Below are 17,866 nucleotides of genomic sequence, written 5' to 3'. Positions count from 1 at the left end.
AACAGCAAGGATGAAGCTAACAACTTAAACACTTACATTCTCAACTAGTAGATTCTGAATCACGCTCCTTCGTCGCTGTCCAGAATGACGAATTTTAACCACGGTACTCTGTAATCTTTGACCATCATTACCTGTCATTCCGAGGAGCCATAGCGACATTAAGAATCTACTAACAGCAAGGATGAAGCTAACAACTTAAACACTTACATTCTCAACTAGTAGATTCTGAATCACGCTCCTTCGTCGCTATCCAGAATGACGAATTTTAACCACAGTACCCAGTAATATTTGATCATTGTTTCCCGTCATTCCGAGGAGCCATAGCGACATCAGGAATCTATTCACAACAAGACAGAGGCGTGGAGTGTACGTCAGTGCATGAGCATCGACAGTGCAGGTCGGGTGAAAAGAAACGAGCAAGCTAATTACACAAATAAAAAAACGGAGCCCTAAAAGGACTCCGTTTAAGATGAGAACGCTAGTTATAGCATTACTTCTTAGCAAGTTTCTCTTTGATACGAGCAGACTTACCAGAACGCTCACGTAGGTAGTACAACTTGGCACGACGTACTGCACCACGGCGTTTAACTTCGATGCTATCAACGATTGGAGAGTGTGTTTGGAACGTACGCTCAACACCTTCACCGTTAGAGATCTTACGTACAGTGAAAGCAGAGTGTAGACCACGGTTACGGATTGCGATTACAACGCCTTCGAAAGCCTGTAGACGCTCACGGTCACCTTCTTTTACCTTAACTTGAACTACAACAGTGTCACCTGGTGCAAATTTAGGTAGGTCTGATTTCATTTGCTCTTCTTCAAGAGCTTTGATGATGTTACTCATTTTTTAAATTCCTAGAATAAACTGATACTAAATAAATTAGGTTACTTTGCGTTATGTTCTTTAATGGCTTTATGCTCATTAACAAACTCAGCAAGTAATTGTTCCTGTTCGTCAGTCAGAGCTAGGTTTTCCAGGAGCTCTGGTCTTCTTAGCCAAGTACGGCCCAACGACTGCTTGAGTCGCCATTGACGAATGTCCTTGTGATTGCCTGACATCAGTACAGCTGGTACCTCTTTGTCATCCAATACTTCTGGACGCGTATAGTGAGGGCAATCTAACAAGCCATTTGCAAAAGAGTCTTCTTCTGCTGACGCGAAATCCCCTAGTACACCCGGAACAAACCGAGAGACAGAGTCGATTAACGTCATGGCTGGTATCTCACCACCCGTCATCACAAAATCACCAATCGACCATTCTTCGTCGACTTCAGATTGAATGATGCGCTCATCTACCCCTTCATAACGACCACAAATCAGAAGCAAGTTCTCATTCGTTGCCAGTTCTTCCACTCCTTTCTGGTCGAGCTTGCGACCTTGAGGAGAAAGGTAGATGACTTTCGTCTTGCCCGGTGAGGCTGCTTTCGCGGTATAAATGGCATCGCGCAAAGGCTGAACCATCATTAACATACCAGGGCCACCACCGTAAGGTCGGTCATCGACTGTGCGATGTTTGTCGTGAGTGAAATCTCTAGGATTCCAAGTCTCAATCGACAAAAGACCTTTTTTAACCGCTTGACCTGTTACTCCAAAATCAGTAACAGAACGGAACATTTCTGGAAAAAGGCTAATAACGCCAACCCACATGTTTATCTCGCTCTGTAATTTTGGAGATTAGAATCCAGGATCCCAGTCAACTTCGATCCGTTGAGCTTCGCGATCAACATTAATGATCACTTGCTCTTCAAGGAACGGGATTAATCGTTCCTTCTGCCCGAAAGCATCTTTAAGATTTGCTTTAACAACCAGAACATCGTTTGAGCCAGTTTCTAGCATGTCAGTAACGACACCTAGATCGTAACCTTTAGTAGTTACAACTTGCATCCCAAACAATTCGCGCCAGTAGAACTCATCTTCTGACAATTCAGGAAGTACCGCAGGGTCAATAGCAATTTCAAAGTTCGTCATTAGATGCGCGTCTTCACGAACATCCATGCCTTCCAGCTTAGCCACCATACCTTTGTTATGGCGCTTCCAGCTTTCTACTTTGTACTCAACCCACTTGCCCTTTTGGTTAATGTACCAAGGGCTGTAATCGAAAATGCTTTCAGCATTGTCTGTGTAGGAAAAAACTTTAAGCCAACCACGAATGCCGTAAGTAGCACCAAACTTGCCTACAACAATCTTTTCGTTGCTCATTGTTTCTTTACCTTTCATCGACATAAACTAGTTTCTACTTTTCAAGTAAAAAATTAAGCCGCTTTTTGAGCGTCTTTAACTAGCTTAGCAACACGGTCAGATACTGACGCGCCTTGACCAACCCAGTGGTTAACGCGGTCTAGGTCTAGACGTAGACCTTCTTCTTGACCTTTAGCAGTTGGGTTGAAGAAACCAACTTTCTCGATGAAACGGCCAGTTGCAGCGTTGCGGCTGTCCGCTACTACGATTTGATAAAATGGACGCTTTTTAGCGCCGTGACGTGCCAAACGAATGGTTACCATGTCGTCCTCTTTGCTTTCTCAAAAATAAAATTAACCCCAAAAACCATTCAAGAAATTAAACAGTTTGGGGTCTCGTGCCAAAATAAAGCTCCGGAATTTTACTCTTCTCCCGGAGCAATGCAAGGAGTTTAGTTACTTTTTCACCAACATAAATTGAATTTAAAGTTTGTGACGTACCTAACACCCTGAATCTATGCGTGATCGATCAATTAACGACCAAATGGGTTGAAGCCACCGCCACCCCCCATGCCGCCCATCATGCCTTGCATGTTGCGCATCATGCCTTTCATGCCACCTTTTTGCATCTTTTTCATCATTTTCTGCATTTGGGTGAACTGTTTTAGTAAGCGGTTTACATCTTGAACCTGCACACCAGAACCAGCCGCGATACGCTTCTTGCGCGAGCCCTTGATAATTTCTGGGCGTTGACGTTCTTTCATTGTCATGGAGCTGATGATCGCTTCCATCTGTTTGAACATCTTGTCATCGACTTTATCTTTCACATTGTCTGGTAGCTGGGACATTCCTGGAAGCTTATCCATCATCCCCATCATGCCGCCCATGTTTTGCATCTGGCCTAGCTGTTCACGGAAATCTTCAAGGTCGAAACCTTTCTTCTCTTTGAACTTCTTCGCTAACTTTTCTGCCTTTTCTTGGTCAACGTTGCGTTGTAGGTCTTCAATCAAAGACAGAACGTCACCCATGCCAAGAATACGTGAAGCAACACGATCTGGGTGGAACGGTTCTAGCGCGTCAGTTTTTTCACCGACACCCAAGAATTTGATTGGTTTGCCCGTGACATGGCGTACTGAAAGTGCCGCACCACCACGAGCATCACCATCAACCTTAGTTAGAACTACACCGGTAAGAGGTAGCGCATCGCCAAAGGCTTTTGCTGTATTTGCTGCGTCTTGACCCGTCATGGCGTCAACAACAAATAGCGTTTCTACTGGGTTGATAGCTGCGTGAAGATCTTTGATCTCCCCCATCATCTCTTCATCAATTGCCAAACGACCTGCGGTATCGACAATAAGTACGTCGTAGAATTTCTTCTTCGCATGGTCAATCGCTGCATTGGCGATATCAATAGGCTTTTGGTCTGGTGATGATGGGAAGAAGTCAACACCGATGTCTGATGCCAGTGTTTCAAGCTGCTTGATTGCCGCAGGACGGTAAACGTCGGCAGACACAACCAAGACTTTCTTCTTGTCACGTTCTTTTAGAAGCTTAGATAACTTACCTACCGATGTAGTTTTACCCGCACCTTGTAGACCAGCCATAAGAAGCACAGCAGGTGGTTGAGCGGCAAGGTTTAGCGCCTCATTCGACTCACCCATTACGGCTTCAAGTTCTGTTTGAACGATCTTGATAAATTCCTGACCTGGAGTCAGAGATTTAGAAACTTCTACGCCCACCGCTTTTTCTTTAACGCGGTTCACAAATTCACGAACGACCGGAAGCGCAACGTCAGCTTCAAGTAGAGCCATTCGGACTTCACGTAGGGTTTCTTTAATGTTGTCTTCGGTCAGACGACCTTTGCCACTGATATTTTTCAGCGTTTTGGATAATCTATCCGTTAAATTCTCAAACATCTTTGTCTCTTCGCTAAAATGGCGATTAATTAGTGTGAGTATACATTAGCCAAGGTCTGAGTCATACCCGTACCGCTGTCCTATTCTTGTCTCTATTTATATATGGTGCGGTAACTTATTAATTTCAATATCTCATCTCTCACGATTGATGTCGGATATAACGTAGCCCCAAAGTGTAATGCAAGGTATAATTTCTCCATTGTGCACAATAATATTTAGGATTCATGGATAGCTTAATAGCCATCGCGGCCGCCATACTTTATGTCTTGGCGATTGCGACCATCATACCCGGACTCTCACAACAGTCAGGAATCAAAGCAAAAACAGTGTTTGCTAGTGCTGCCTGTGCGCTTGTTTTTCATGCGTGGATTTTGAGTGATCTGATTTTTGATGGTTCAGGTCAAAACCTGAGTATTCTCAACGTGGCTTCTTTGATCAGTTTTATCATTTCTCTGGTCATGAGCCTTGCTATGTTGAAAAACCGACTGTGGTTTTTATTGCCAGTCGTTTATAGCTTTGCTGCCATCAATTTATCTGCTGCCACATTTTTGCCAAGCACGTTTATAAAGCACCTAGAGAATGACCCTAAGCTACTCATTCATATTTCATTTGCGCTCTTCTCATACGCGACTTTAACTATCGGGGCACTCTATGCGCTTCAGTTGGCTTGGCTGGATCACAAACTGAAAGCAAAAAAATCTTTGGCGATTAACCCAAACCTGCCGCCTCTATTAATGGTGGAGCGTCAACTCTTCAAAATTATTTTGATCGGTAACTTATTGTTAACTGCCACGCTCATTACTGGCTTTGTCTTTGTGCAGGATATGTTTGCCCAAGGTAAGGCACATAAGGGCATTCTTTCTTTCATCGCTTGGGTGGTGTACTCAATACTGCTTTGGGGTCACTATCAAAAAGGCTGGCGTGGTAGAAAAGTCACATGGTTCGCTGTTGCAGGAGCAACACTGTTAACTCTGGCATATTTTGGCAGTCGCTTTGTAAAAGAAATCATCTTGAATTAAGGAGCTCTAGGGCTCCTATCCTTTATATTTTAGGCTAGATAAAATACAGTACGCCTTAACTCTTTGACTTAACGGACTTACTCAACCGTTATATAACCCAATACTTACAAGGAACAGCAACGTTTTGGACGACATCTCTACGGGTATCTTGTTTGCGCTACTCGCGTGTCTTATCGTCATATCAGGTTACTTTTCCGGTTCAGAAACAGGGATGATGTCTCTGAATCGTTATCGCTTAAAACACTTAGCCAAAAACGGGCATAAGGGTGCTAAGCGAGTCGAAAGACTATTAGACCGTCCAGATCGTTTGATTGGTCTTATTCTTATCGGCAACAACCTCGTTAATATTCTCGCGTCCGCGATCGCGACCATTATTGGTATGCGTTTGTATGGTGATTTAGGTGTCGCTATCGCAACCGGTGCACTAACTATGGTTGTATTGGTTTTTGCCGAGGTTACCCCTAAAACAATTGCAGCGCTTTACCCTGAACGTGTGTCCTACGCGAGCAGTATATTATTGACCATACTGATGAAGTTACTGTCGCCTTTAGTGATGCTTGTTAACTTTATTACGAATGGCTTTATCCGCTTACTTGGTGTAAGAGCGGATCACTCAGCAGAAGATCATCTTAGCTCCGATGAGCTGCGTACGGTAGTAAATGAAGCTGGCGGTTTGATCCCTCGCCGACACCAAGACATGCTGGTGTCTATTTTGGATCTTGAGCACGTCACCGTGAACGACATTATGGTCCCACGCAATGAAATTACTGGTATCGATATTAACGACGACTGGAAATCCATTGTTCGTCAACTAACCCACTCACCACATGGGCGCATAGTTTTCTATCGTGACCAAATTGATGAAGTGGTTGGCATGCTGCGCTTGCGTGAAGCTTATCGTCTGATGTTGGAAAAGAACGAATTCAACAAAGAAACGCTATTACGTGCTGCTGATGAGGTCTATTACATCCCAGAAGGCACACCACTGAACGTGCAAATGTTGAAATTCCAACGCAACAAGCAACGTATCGGTCTGATCGTGGATGAGTACGGTGATATCATCGGTCTAATTACTCTTGAAGATATTCTGGAAGAGATCATTGGTGAGTTCACGACGTCAATTTCTCCAAGCCTCTCTGATGAAATCAGTCCTCAAGGTGACGGAAGCTTTCTTATTGAAGGCAGCACCAATATCCGAGATATTAACAAAGGCCTGAAATGGGATTTACCAACGGATGGCCCAAGAACGTTAAACGGTCTTATTTTGGAGCACCTGGAAGATATTCCTGAGAGCCATCTAAGTGTGAGAGTAGCGGGTCACCCAATGGAACTTGTTGAGATTGAAGAGAACCGAATCAAGCTCGTTCGTGTTTATCCGAAGAAGAAAAAATCGACATCCAAATAACCAAAAGAAAAGCCTGACTCATGTCAGGCTTTTTACTTATTGGGGCAATATGCTTCTTAATGAGCACCTAGTCGATGCGCAACTCTTTTAACATCGACTCAGGCAAAGCAAGTTCATCATTTTTGTTCACCGAAACACCAGCATCCAAAATGTTCTTTGCGATCTGTTGTGCTTCTTTTAAAGAGTGCATTGCTGCCGTGCCGCATTGGTATTCGTTAAGTTCAGGGATCTTATTCTGACTTTCTACCTTCAGCACGTCTTCCATTGCTGCAATCCAAGCATCTGCGACTTGCTGCTCTGATGGTGTGCCAATCAGGCTCATGTAAAAACCTGTGCGGCAACCCATAGGCGAAATATCGATGATCTCAACAGAATCACCGTTTAGGTGATTACGCATAAAGCCTGCATAAAGGTGCTCTAGGGTGTGAATACCTTTTTCAGAAAGAATGTCTTTGTTTGGCGCAGTAAAGCGTAAGTCGAAAACAGTAATCGTATCCCCTTTTGGGGTCTGCATGGTTTTCGCCACTCGCACTGCCGGTGCATTCATACGAGTGTGGTCCACGGTAAAACTATCGAGTAAAGGCATTACATCTCTCCTGATTGTAACTCCAGTACCTTTCGGTAATGGATAAATGTCATTCATCCCTACAGCACATGAACTGACTGTGGGCTAAAAGAACCAGCTGCTGTTGTCTTCTAATTCCTCACGACATTGCTTCAGCTGCCAGCCATAAGTTTTCGCTGTTTGTTCAACACGTCGAGCGACTTTGATTAAACTAGGTTTTCGATTATAAGTGCCTCGCTTATATCCACCTCGCCCTTCATGATAAGCCAGATACTGGTTATAGGGATCCCATAATGAAATCCCTAGCTGACGCCGTGTTTCATGAGTGTACCAACCGACAAACATCATAGAATCATCGAAGTTGGTACGAGAGCCCCCCTGACCTGTCGCATCTTGGAAGTCTTCCCAAGCAGGGTCTTGAGCTTGAGCATAACCATACGCACTGCTGACTCGTCCCCAAGGAATAAACCCTAGCAAATAATCTTTAGGTGGTTTTGCATCGTGCCGAAAGCTGCTTTCTTGTTTAATGATGGCCATAGCGACATGAATAGGGGTACCCCATTCATCTTCCATATCTTTGGCATCATCGTACCAACCGGATTTCTCTCGGAATATCTCGCATAAGTTATTCTGCTGCTTTGGCGGTGCCGTAGCACAACCTGCAAGTAACACGCTTCCAAGTACCGCTACTACTAACGACTTAATGTTCAACCCCACCAATCCTTAGTTAGTCATTACTGCTTCAGGTAAGCAAAGTAATCTTCCAAAAAATCATCAAAAGAAAGCATGTCACTCTGCTCTGCTTGCTTTTGTTTTTCCACGGACGACGCAACTTCCGTTTCCATCGTATCTTGTGAATAGTACTGATAACCGTGAGCTAGGTTTTCATCACGGTACTTCATACCAAGAGTACAACCGACTTTACCTAGCCCACCCAGCTCTTTCGTTAGCTCTAATAGTTGACCAGAGATCGTTAGTTCTGGGTTATCAATCCATGTCTCGAGTTGATTACACACATCTTGGTATGCACAGCCACCAGCGGTCATATCCATTTGCTGTGCTATTTGACGTAACTCGACGAAAACTCGGTGTGCCCAATCTTGTAGAGATAGACGCTCACCTTGGCAACCAATTTGCAGCATTAGACCTTTTTCACGGCCTGAAACAATGACTTTATTCCAGTTATCGCGCCAACACTCTAATTCACAGTTATCCATAGGGTCTGAGTCTGACAAGGCCGCCCAGGTAAGGAAGAGATCCAAGAATCGTACTTGCTCTTCATTTAAGCCCACTGCGCTGAATGGGTTAACATCTAGAGAACGAACTTCAATGTATTCGACACCACCGCGTCGTAACGCATCTGAAGGCTTCTCACCACTTTTCGATACACGTTTTGGACGAATCGGAGCGTACAGTTCATTCTCAATTTGTAAGATATTGGAATTAAGCTGGCGGTATTCACCATCCACTTTTACCCCAATTTTCGCAAACTCTTCTGATGGGTGGCGAATCGCATCACTCAAACCATCGAGGTATTGGTCAATGCTGTTAAAACCAATTTTCAGCACACTTTGAGCACTATTGGTATAGCCAAGATCGCTCAAACGCAAAGACGTCGACTTCGGCAAATATAATGTCCCGCCAATCTTCTCGAATGGCAGATCGGTTTCACGACCTTGAATAAAAGAGCCACATAACGCTGGTGATGCACCAAAGAAGTAGGGAATCATCCAGCCAAAGCGGTAGTAATTACGGATCAACGCAAAGTACGCATCAGACTTAGCATCTTGGCGGGCTTGTTCATCTTGCTCGCCATAGAGCGCATCCCAAAATGTTTCAGGAAACGAGAAGTTAAAATGGACACCTGAAATAATTTGCATCAGGCTGCCATAGCGACGCTTTAGGCCTTCTCGGTACAGCGTTTTCATTTTCGCTGCATTCGAAGAGCCATACTGGGCTAACTGAATATCATCCTCTGAGCCTACGTAGCAAGGCATTGATAGTGGCCACATTTTCTCTTCACCCATTTTGGTTTGAGTGAAATGATGGATATCTTTCAGCTGTGCCATCAGTTCTGGAATTTCATGTGACACAGGCGTAATGAACTCTAACAATGATTCCGAAAAATCCGTTGTGATCCATTGATTTGTGAACGCAGAGCCTAACCCTTCAGGATGAGGAGTTGTAGCTAGATGTCCATCCTGACGATAGCGCAAAGTTTCTCGCTCAACACCGCGTCCAAACTGCTTAAATACTTCGGGGTTTGATGCAACTTTTTTTAGTCGCGCAGCAAAATCAGTCAAAATGAGGTTCGCTTATATTGGGAGCAGGACACTTGTTACATAACACAAGTGTAAGCTAAGTTATTGATAGTTAATGCATCTAGATAAATAACCCACGAAAAGTTGCTTATCTAGATGAATAGCGGAGAAACGTTTCTCCGCTATTAAATGTGTACTCTATCGAATGATTTCAAGCTCTTCTACGTCTTTCCCCAACTTTTCTAATTGAGGACGCAACGATTTAGCATCACCAACGACGATAATTTGATAGTCATTTGGATCAAACCATTTCTGAGCCAGCGCATTCAACGTCTGCTTATCGACTTTTTCTACGATAGCGTTTCTTTGCTGCAAGTAATCATGATCGAGGTTGTACTTAAGAATATCACTGATGAGCTCCGCTTTTTGTGTTGGCGTTTCATATTTCAGTGCATCTTTTTGACCGACCGCTTGACGCATAAATTTCATCTCTTCATCAGTAATACCTGACTGCGAGTATTCATTTAGCTCATTTTCCATCTCAATGATCGAAGCAACCGTTGCATCCGCTCGTACTTGCGCGGTGAAAACCACCGAGCCTGTTTCTGGATTACCAGAGAAGTAGCCGTAAGCACCGTATGTGTAACCCTTGTCTTCACGTAGATTTTGGTTAATGCGGCTATTGAAGTTCCCAGCTAAGTTGAAGTTTGCCAGTTGACTTAGGTAAAAATCGCCCGTTGCGTCGTAAGGCATACCTTGACGAACCATCATGACCACACTTTGCGGCGCTCCTGGTTTATCAACAAGATGGATCTTTTGCTCACCTAATGCAGCAATGCTTTGCGGTGCATACAATGGCGCAGCTTCATCTTGCCAGTTTTTCCAGAACGTCAGTTGCTGCTCAATTTCCTGTTTATTGATGTCACCAACAACGACGATTTGCGCACTTTGTGGCGTGTAATGCTTCGAGTAGAATTCACGGACATCATCCAACGTTAATGCACTGACACCTGCTTGCGTGCCGTCTTTTGGTCGAGCAAAAACCGAATCCCCATAGAGCACCTGGCGACTCGCTTGTGACGCCATCCAACTTGGATTTTGGTGCTCATACACCAGGCCTTCTAGCGCTTGCATTTTTACACGCTCGAAATCATCTTGATTAAATGCAGGAGACAGCAACATCTCTTCGACAATTTCTAACGTCGGCTCTAAGTTCTTTTCTAGAGCAGAAACACTGATGTTTGTTGTATAACCTGTGGCATTAACAGAGATAACACTACCCAGTTTATCAAGCTCAGCTTGAATCTCTTCGACACTGCGTTTCGTTGTACCTTCTTGCAACATCGCAGCGGTCAATTGGGCAAGACCTTCTTTACCCTTTTCAACAAAACGTGTCCCTGCAGGTAGACTAAATTGCATCATCACCGTCGGCGTTTCATCGCTAACTGCACCAAGCAGCTCTGAGCCATTCTTGAAATGTAACTCGTACAGCTCTGGCATCGTCGCTTTCACTGGTTCTCCTACTGGCGGTTGCACTGAGCGATCGAAGTTATCGGTCGCACGACGATACGCCAATTGGTCATCGGAAATCTTCTCATATTCTGGCAGCGTGCGCTTTGGCGTCACAAAGGTCGCAGGTTTTACGACAAGGTCTGTTTTTCCTTTTGGGACCACGCTTAGGGTCACTTTGTTCTTACCTTGGATAAAGTCCGTATACGCTTTTTCTACCGAAGTCGGCGTAACTGCACGGATTTGCTCAAGCTGTTGCTCAAGACGATCAGGATCGCCGAAAAATGTCTCGTTGGAAGCCAACTGAGTCACTTTACCTTTAACGCTTTCTAGCGCAAAAATAGCATCCGCTTCCGCTTTACCCTTCAACTGCTCAAGGCGATCTTCTGTCACGCCTTTTTCCGCAAACTGATTCAGTGATTGTAAAAGCTCGTCGTACAGTTTTGATAGGTCGCCTTTGTCTCCAGAATCACCCATTGCGTAAACGTAAAAGTTACACGCCAGTTCAGCACAATCATGGAATGAACCAGCATCGACCGCTTTTTGAGTCTTCACTAGGTCTTGATAGAGCACGCTGTTGGTACCGCCACCCAATACTTCTGATAATGTATCGAGAGACGCTTGGCTTTCTTCGCCGTTGTAGGTTGTTGGCCACGCGATCATCACCATAGGTTGTTGAATACGATCTTCTAGAGTGATGTATTTATCTTCTTGCAGTTTTGCAGGTTGTTTCGGCGCATTTTCAACCTCAGGACCACGAGGAATCGAACCGAAGTACTTATTTACCCACTCTAGAGTTTGTTCAACGTCTAAGTCACCACCGATCGTGATAGTCGCATTGTTTGGGCCATACCAACGCAAGAAAAACGCTTTGAGATCGTTCACATCAACACGATCAAGATCTTCAACATAACCAATGGTTTGCCACGAATACGGGTGACCTTCAGGATATAGCGCTTCGGACATGCGCTCCCAAATTAAGCCATAAGGACGATTATCGTAACGCTGAGCTCGCTCATTTTTTACAGTAGAACGCTGAATTTCAAATTTGCGTTGAGAAACCGCATCCAACAAAAAGCCCATACGGTCAGACTCTAACCACAGCATTTTCTCGAGCTGGTTAGCAGGGACCGTTTCAAAGTAGTTAGTACGATCGCGGTTTGTTGTACCATTTAACGTGCCGCCAGCCTCTGTGATGATTCTGAAGTGCTCTTGGTCACCAACGTTCTCTGAGCCTTGGAACATCATGTGCTCAAAGAAATGCGCAAAACCAGACTTACCCACTTCTTCACGAGCTGAACCAACATGGTAAGTCACATCCACATGGACCAATGGGTCAGAATCTTCAGGAGCTAAGATCACCGTTAAACCATTATCGAGTTTATACTTTTGGTATGGAATCTTAACTTTGCCTTCTTCAGCTTTCGATGACTCAACGAAAGTTACCCCTTTCGGCAGTGATGAAACTGGCGTATTTGATGCACAGCCCGTGATCACCAACAGTGAACACGCGCCAACCCAAAACATCTTCATGTACTTTCCTTAAAATAATCCGAGATAGATGGCCGCAAGTAAGCTATACCTAGCAGCCTTTCCTAAAAATATTAAAATCACGCAAGGCAGAAACTTCATTCTTAGCCACCCTGCGGCTAAACACAGCGGGTCTCCTATTACAGGTAACCAGCTAAAAAATAATCCCCAATAGCCATACTTAGAGAGCCACTTTAATGCGGTATGACCGTGCTTTTCCTCTTGTGCTTTGTTGGGAATCCACAAGCCAAGCCAATAATTTGTTAAGCCACCAAGCGTATTACCGATAGTAGCGACCATAACAATTGAAGAAACGGAGTATTGATTTAATGAGAGAGTGGCAACTAAGCCCGCCTCAGAACCACCAGGCAACAACGTGGCACTGAGAAAACCGGTCATGAAAAGCACCCATAATGCTGAATCTGAAAACCAAAGCGCTAAACTTTCAAAACTCGTGTTAAATGCTTCTAGCATGTCATATCAAGCAACACCTTGCCTCTGGTTCTTCCTGATTCGACCTGCTGGTGAGCACCAATGACATCACTCATAGGATAAACCTGTTGAATTTCAGTCTTCAGTAAGCCAACGCCGACCATGTACAACAAGGTATCTAACTGCGCAGGGTCTGGTTCAACCAACATGCCACTAGCCTCAAAGCCTAGGAGTTTGGCTTTTTCACAAATCAGCTCAGCAGTTATGGTTGGAACGGTGATGACTCTCGCATTGTCTTTCAGGCATTTAAGCGCATCTAACGCAGCATCTCCGCCTACTAAATCAATCAAAACATCAACATCTTCAACACGTTCTGACACTGGTGCAAATTGATAGTTCACTGCATGAGCACCGAGCGTCGCAAGGTAATCTAAATTTCGTTCACTGCAGGTTGTAAAGACTTCCGCTTTCGTCGCGATCGCAATTTGTACCGCGAGGTGTCCAACACCACCGGCACCAGCGAGGATAAGTACGCGATCGTTTTCCGTCACATTAGCCTTACTGAGAGCTTGTGCCGCAGTTTGTCCCGCCAACGGTAATGCAGCAGCTGCCTCTAAAGTGACAGAGCTAGGAACATGACTTAACTCAGTTTCTGGAACACATATGTATTGACTGTAACCACCGCCTCGAACTGGGAAACCAATAAATCCAGCCACCTCATCACCTTCATTAAAACGTGATGCCCCCTCTCCACAAGACATCACTTTTCCTGAGATGTCGTAACCTGGCACCCAAGGTAAATTATCCTTATTCTGCGCTGCTGCCCAACCGAGCCCAGCTCGAGTTTTGACATCAATAGGATTTACGCCTGAAAAAGCGACTTTTACTAAGACTTCACCAGGCTGTGGTGATGGTGTAGAAGCATGTTGAATCGCGAGTACGTTGGCATCACCAAACTCAGTGATAACGATCTGTTTGTGTTCCATAAACCATTCCCTGCAAGAAAACAAAAAGGGATGCGAAAGCATCCCTTTGACTATAAACCATTTTGTTAACCTAAGTTAATCGTGATTTTGTAAATTGGTTGATCATTCCATTTTCAATAATGTCTAACCAACAAGTGCTAACAATATACCAGCCGCAACGGCTGAACCCAGCACACCAGCAACGTTTGGTCCCATCGCATGCATTAACAAAAAGTTTTGCGGGTTAGCTTGTAAACCAACTTTGTTTACGACTCGCGCGGCCATTGGTACCGCAGAAACGCCAGCCGCACCAATAAGTGGGTTGATGTCTTCTTTCGAGAACTTGTTAAGCAGTTTCGCCATCAGGACGCCCGCACCAGTACCGATACTAAATGCAACTGCGCCTAACCCCAAGATACCTAACGTTTCTAGGTTCAAGAACTGCTCAGCTTGCAGCTTAGAACCAACACCAAGACCTAAAAAGATAGTCACTATGTTGATCAATTCATTTTGAGCAGTTTTCGATAAACGATCGACCACACCAGCTTCACGCATCAAGTTACCCAAACAGAACATACCAACCAATGGCGTAGCTGAAGGTAAGAACAGAATCGTCATCAGTAATACAGCAAGCGGGAAGATGACTTTCTCCCATTTACCAACATGACGAAGCTGAGCCATCTTGATTTGACGCTCTTCCTTGGTTGTCAGTGCTTTCATGATTGGTGGCTGGATGATCGGCACCAATGCCATATAGCTGTATGCCGCGACTGCAATCGCACCTAACAGATCTGGAGAGAGCTTACTCGCCAAGAAAATCGCTGTTGGCCCATCAGCACCACCGATGATCGCGATAGACGAAGCATCTGCCATGGAGAACTCCATGCCAGGTACATAGTTGAGCAAAATAGCGCCAAACAGTGTTGCAAAAATACCAAACTGCGCAGCCGCACCTAACCACAACGTTTTTGGGTTTGCGATCAAAGCACCAAAGTCAGTCATCGCGCCCACACCCATGAAGATCAATAGCGGGAACACACCCGATTCAATCCCAATGTAGTAAACGTAGTAGAGCAAGCCACCAGGCTCAGTAAAGCCAGCATTTGGAATATTCGCCAAAATAGCACCGAAACCAATCGGCAATAACAGTAAAGGTTCAAATCCTTTTTTAATTGCCAAAAACAGCAAGGTACAACCAACCAGCATCATACAGATTTGGCCGAACTCGAAGTTAGCGATCCCTGTTTCTGCCCAAAGGGTTAACAATCCGTCCATGATACTCCCTTACGCCAGGCTCAACAGAGGCGCACCTACTGTGACAGCATCGCCTTCTTTAACGTTCAGCTCTTGAACCACACCACCACGCGCCGCTCGTACTTCAGTTTCCATTTTCATCGCTTCAAGGATGAGCAATACATCGCCTTCAGCTACCTCAGCACCAGGTTGAACATTCACTTTGAAGATGTTACCTGCAAGAGGAGCAGGTACCGCTTCTGCTGAAGCATTAGAAGGTGCGCTAGGTGTAGCCGATTTTGCCGGTGCATTAGAAGGAGCAACAGATGTCAGTTCACCTTGAGGGCCAACTTCCACCTCATACACCTGCCCGTCAACACGTACACTATAAGTTTCTACACCACCAGTTGCTGGTTGAGCTACAGGTACAGCAGGCTTCTCAGCTTCTAGCGTTGGTGCAGGCTCAAATGCTTCTGGGTTTTCACGATTCTTAAGGAACTTAAGCCCAACTTGAGGGAAAAGTGCATAAGTGAGTACGTCATCAACACGCTCACTTGCTAGCTTAATGCCTTCTGATTTCGCTTTCTCCATCAGATCAACCGTAAGCGTCTCCATTTCAGGCTCAAGTAAATCGGCAGGACGACAGGTAATTGGCTCTTTACCATCAAGCACTTTCGCTTGCAGTTCTGCATTTAACTCGGCTGGCGCTTGACCGTACTCACCTTTCAATAGGCCAGCGGTTTCCTTGGTAATACTCTTATAGCGCTCGCCAGTAAGAACGTTAATCACCGCTTGCGTACCGACGATCTGTGAAGTTGGAGTCACCAATGGAATGAAACCAAGATCTTCACGTACACGAGGGATCTCTTCTAATACTTCATCAATGCGATCCGCAGCACCCTGCTCTTTCAACTGGCCTTCCATATTGGTCAGCATACCACCAGGCACTTGAGCAATCAGGATGCGTGAATCGACTCCTTTTAACTGGCCTTCCCACTTCGCATACTTCTTACGTACCTCACGGAAATATGCGGCGATAGATTCCAGTTGCTCGAGTTTCAAATTGGTATCTCGCTCGGTGCCTTCTAGCATAGCGACTACCGTTTCTGTCGGTGTATGACCGTAAGTACAACTCATTGAAGAAATCGCAGTATCGAGAATATCAATACCGGCTTCTACTGCTTTTACCGCTGTTGCTGTAGACAGCCCCGTTGTTGCATGACAATGAAGTGCCAATGGCACATCACAAGACGCTTTGATACGCGTGATAAGCTCTTCCGCTTCATAAGGCTTAAGTAAGCCAGACATATCTTTAATACACAGCGAATGACAACCTAAATCCTCTAGGCGTTTTGCCAAGTCAACCCAAGTGTCTGCGTTATGCACTGGGCTCGTTGTGTAAGACAACGTACCTTGAGCATGCGCACCAACATCAACCGTTGCTTTCACGGCTTTCTGGAAGTTTCGCACGTCATTCATTGCATCAAAAATACGGAATACATCCATGCCGTTAGCATGCGCGCGTTCAACAAACTTTTCTACTACGTCGTCGGCATAATGGCGGTATCCTAAAAGGTTTTGACCACGCAGTAGCATTTGCATTGGTGTATTAGGCATCGCTTTTTTTAGTTCACGTAAACGCTCCCAAGGGTCTTCCCCTAAGAATCGAATACAAGAATCAAATGTTGCACCACCCCAAGTCTCTAGAGACCAGTAACCAACCTTATCCAACTCAGCTGCGATAGGCAGCATATCCTCAATACGCATACGCGTAGCAAATAGTGATTGATGGGCATCACGAAGGACCACATCAGTAATAGCTAGTGGTTTAGACATGCTCTTAAACTCCTTTTTAATCCTAGTTCGGCTACTTCGCGAATGAGGCGCGATGTTTATGAATCGCAGCCGAGATCGCCGCCACTACTTGTGGACTAACAGCTGAAGAGGTTGATTGAATATTAGTGTTTGTTTTTGGTGCTGCGATCGGCTCTGGTACTTCTTCTGGTACCAATTTCGACATTAACCGAACGAGATAAACAAGAATAGTGAGGAAAATAAATACGACCGCCATCCCCGTTAGCATCAGGGTGGCCGCATCTACTAGCAGGCTTCCTATATTAGTCATGTTGCTTCCTTTCTTTGTCATCCTGACAACGTGCAGGACTTTAATAGTGTCAAATCCCGACCCATGGATTATCTCGATTGGTTAAATTTTGTCAATTTTGTTTAAGGAAGGTTTGTAGTAATCCTGATAAATGATTATTTATTCACTACCCAGATCACAGTTCATGACAAAATAATCACTTCAAATCGCTATCACCTTACGAACAGAGTAAAGGAGGACATAAATAAAAACTGCGATTTAGATTTCAAAATCAAATCGGGACTCACGCAGTAAAAACCAACAAAAACAAAAAGATGAACAAGATTAACAATAAATAAACAAATAACAAACAAAGTGACTACATGAGAGTGATTGAAATGAAAAATGGAAGTCAGTGTATAGGAGGGATAATCAGGATGATTTCACACGATGCGACAGAAGCTTGATAGCAAATTGCTTAGATACGCACATATTCGCTTTTAAAAAGAGGAACATAGGCTCTAGTGATCCTACGCCATATTTCAGATGTCTAGATACAAAAAAGCCTCGAAATTGCGAGGCTTTTTCAATAAGTGGCGCGTCCTGGAGGATTCGAACCTCCGACCGCCTGGTTCGTAGCCAGGTACTCTATCCAGCTGAGCTAAGGACGCGCAATTTTCGACATCGACTTTCGTCAACATCAGGGCATTACCCTTTAATAAGTGGCGCGTCCTGGAGGATTCGAACCTCCGACCGCCTGGTTCGTAGCCA

At 44.7% G+C, this 17,866-nt stretch carries 16 protein-coding genes and 1 tRNA gene; 2 read left to right on the top strand and 15 right to left on the bottom strand.

The features are described 5' to 3' along the window. Window positions 1–490: 490 nt before the first annotated feature. From rplS to ffh, 5 genes are all read right to left on the bottom strand, one after another. On the bottom strand, window positions 491–844 hold the full coding sequence (gene rplS, locus R7127_RS03705; RefSeq protein ID WP_005379971.1) for a 50S ribosomal protein L19: 354 nt from the start codon (window positions 842–844) through the stop codon (window positions 491–493). 41 nt (window positions 845–885) lie between these two features. Continuing rightward, entirely contained in the window at window positions 886–1,647 is a 762-nt protein-coding gene (gene trmD, locus R7127_RS03700; protein ID WP_115386283.1) for a tRNA (guanosine(37)-N1)-methyltransferase TrmD, read from the bottom strand. Between the two features lie 27 nt (window positions 1,648–1,674). Continuing rightward, the gene (rimM, locus tag R7127_RS03695; protein WP_005379964.1) at window positions 1,675–2,223 is read right to left on the bottom strand and encodes a ribosome maturation factor RimM; all 549 of its coding nucleotides are present in this window, start codon (window positions 2,221–2,223) and stop codon (window positions 1,675–1,677) included. A gap of 29 nt (window positions 2,224–2,252) precedes the next feature. Then, window positions 2,253–2,501 carry a 30S ribosomal protein S16 gene (rpsP, locus tag R7127_RS03690; RefSeq protein WP_005379962.1) on the bottom strand — a complete coding sequence of 83 codons (249 nt, stop codon included), beginning with the start codon at window positions 2,499–2,501 and terminating at the stop codon, window positions 2,253–2,255. A gap of 209 nt (window positions 2,502–2,710) precedes the next feature. Then, window positions 2,711–4,093 carry a signal recognition particle protein gene (gene ffh, locus R7127_RS03685; protein WP_005385423.1) on the bottom strand — a complete coding sequence of 461 codons (1,383 nt, stop codon included), beginning with the start codon at window positions 4,091–4,093 and terminating at the stop codon, window positions 2,711–2,713. Window positions 4,094–4,317: 224 nt separating this feature from the next. Between ffh and R7127_RS03680 the strand changes: the two genes are divergently transcribed. Continuing rightward, entirely contained in the window at window positions 4,318–5,112 is a 795-nt protein-coding gene (locus R7127_RS03680; protein WP_005379950.1) for an inner membrane protein YpjD, read from the top strand. Window positions 5,113–5,236: 124 nt separating this feature from the next. Further along, on the top strand, window positions 5,237–6,517 hold the full coding sequence (locus R7127_RS03675) for an HlyC/CorC family transporter (RefSeq protein ID WP_005379948.1): 1,281 nt from the start codon (window positions 5,237–5,239) through the stop codon (window positions 6,515–6,517). Between the two features lie 67 nt (window positions 6,518–6,584). Here R7127_RS03675 and luxS read toward each other — a convergent pair whose 3' ends face one another. The 10 genes from luxS to R7127_RS03625 form a co-directional block, all read right to left on the bottom strand. Then, on the bottom strand, window positions 6,585–7,103 hold the full coding sequence (gene luxS / locus R7127_RS03670) for an S-ribosylhomocysteine lyase (protein WP_017820391.1): 519 nt from the start codon (window positions 7,101–7,103) through the stop codon (window positions 6,585–6,587). A gap of 84 nt (window positions 7,104–7,187) precedes the next feature. Continuing rightward, complete coding sequence (locus R7127_RS03665; RefSeq protein ID WP_172563496.1) at window positions 7,188–7,793, bottom strand: hypothetical protein; 606 nt, start codon at window positions 7,791–7,793, stop codon at window positions 7,188–7,190. Window positions 7,794–7,816: 23 nt separating this feature from the next. Further along, window positions 7,817–9,385, bottom strand: a complete 1,569-nt coding sequence (gene gshA, locus R7127_RS03660; protein ID WP_033905598.1) for a glutamate--cysteine ligase — start codon at window positions 9,383–9,385, stop codon at window positions 7,817–7,819. 156 nt (window positions 9,386–9,541) lie between these two features. After that, window positions 9,542–12,385: a M16 family metallopeptidase gene (locus tag R7127_RS03655; RefSeq protein WP_033905599.1), complete on the bottom strand. Its 2,844-nt coding sequence runs from the start codon at window positions 12,383–12,385 to the stop codon at window positions 9,542–9,544. 9 nt (window positions 12,386–12,394) lie between these two features. Further along, window positions 12,395–12,856 (bottom strand): YqaA family protein, encoded by a 462-nt coding sequence (locus tag R7127_RS03650; protein ID WP_005379938.1) that lies wholly within the window; start codon window positions 12,854–12,856, stop codon window positions 12,395–12,397. Then, window positions 12,850–13,800 carry an NADP-dependent oxidoreductase gene (locus R7127_RS03645; protein WP_005385434.1) on the bottom strand — a complete coding sequence of 317 codons (951 nt, stop codon included), beginning with the start codon at window positions 13,798–13,800 and terminating at the stop codon, window positions 12,850–12,852. Before R7127_RS03645 ends, R7127_RS03650 begins: the two co-directional genes overlap by 7 nt. Before the next feature lie 123 nt (window positions 13,801–13,923). Further along, a complete protein-coding gene (locus R7127_RS03640; protein ID WP_005379935.1) occupies window positions 13,924–15,054 on the bottom strand; it encodes a sodium ion-translocating decarboxylase subunit beta in 1,131 nt (376 codons plus the stop codon). Window positions 15,055–15,063: 9 nt separating this feature from the next. After that, complete coding sequence (oadA, locus tag R7127_RS03635; RefSeq protein ID WP_033905601.1) at window positions 15,064–16,848, bottom strand: sodium-extruding oxaloacetate decarboxylase subunit alpha; 1,785 nt, start codon at window positions 16,846–16,848, stop codon at window positions 15,064–15,066. A gap of 31 nt (window positions 16,849–16,879) precedes the next feature. After that, window positions 16,880–17,137 carry an oxaloacetate decarboxylase subunit gamma gene (locus R7127_RS03630; protein ID WP_005379932.1) on the bottom strand — a complete coding sequence of 86 codons (258 nt, stop codon included), beginning with the start codon at window positions 17,135–17,137 and terminating at the stop codon, window positions 16,880–16,882. Window positions 17,138–17,689: 552 nt separating this feature from the next. Then, a tRNA-Arg gene (locus tag R7127_RS03625) sits at window positions 17,690–17,766 on the bottom strand. Window positions 17,767–17,866 lie beyond the last annotated feature (100 nt).

It is taken from the genome of Vibrio sp. 1159, assembly GCF_033340395.1.
Taxonomy (GTDB): domain Bacteria; phylum Pseudomonadota; class Gammaproteobacteria; order Enterobacterales; family Vibrionaceae; genus Vibrio; species Vibrio alginolyticus.
This window is presented reverse-complemented; position numbering and strand designations above follow the sequence as displayed.

What these genes read in the sequence shown, in the direction of transcription:
- rplS (WP_005379971.1), bottom strand. Translation starts at nt 844, where the DNA reads ATGAGTAACATCATCAAAGCTCTTGAAGAAGAGCAAATGAAATCAGAC.
- trmD (WP_115386283.1), bottom strand. Translation starts at nt 1,647, where the DNA reads ATGTGGGTTGGCGTTATTAGCCTTTTTCCAGAAATGTTCCGTTCTGTT.
- rimM (WP_005379964.1), bottom strand. Translation starts at nt 2,223, where the DNA reads ATGTCGATGAAAGGTAAAGAAACAATGAGCAACGAAAAGATTGTTGTA.
- rpsP (WP_005379962.1), bottom strand. Translation starts at nt 2,501, where the DNA reads ATGGTAACCATTCGTTTGGCACGTCACGGCGCTAAAAAGCGTCCATTT.
- ffh (WP_005385423.1), bottom strand. Translation starts at nt 4,093, where the DNA reads ATGTTTGAGAATTTAACGGATAGATTATCCAAAACGCTGAAAAATATC.
- R7127_RS03680 (WP_005379950.1), top strand. Translation starts at nt 4,318, where the DNA reads ATGGATAGCTTAATAGCCATCGCGGCCGCCATACTTTATGTCTTGGCG.
- luxS (WP_017820391.1), bottom strand. Translation starts at nt 7,103, where the DNA reads ATGCCTTTACTCGATAGTTTTACCGTGGACCACACTCGTATGAATGCA.
- R7127_RS03655 (WP_033905599.1), bottom strand. Translation starts at nt 12,385, where the DNA reads ATGAAGATGTTTTGGGTTGGCGCGTGTTCACTGTTGGTGATCACGGGC.
- R7127_RS03650 (WP_005379938.1), bottom strand. Translation starts at nt 12,856, where the DNA reads ATGCTAGAAGCATTTAACACGAGTTTTGAAAGTTTAGCGCTTTGGTTT.
- R7127_RS03645 (WP_005385434.1), bottom strand. Translation starts at nt 13,800, where the DNA reads ATGGAACACAAACAGATCGTTATCACTGAGTTTGGTGATGCCAACGTA.
- R7127_RS03640 (WP_005379935.1), bottom strand. Translation starts at nt 15,054, where the DNA reads ATGGACGGATTGTTAACCCTTTGGGCAGAAACAGGGATCGCTAACTTC.
- oadA (WP_033905601.1), bottom strand. Translation starts at nt 16,848, where the DNA reads ATGTCTAAACCACTAGCTATTACTGATGTGGTCCTTCGTGATGCCCAT.
- R7127_RS03630 (WP_005379932.1), bottom strand. Translation starts at nt 17,137, where the DNA reads ATGACTAATATAGGAAGCCTGCTAGTAGATGCGGCCACCCTGATGCTA.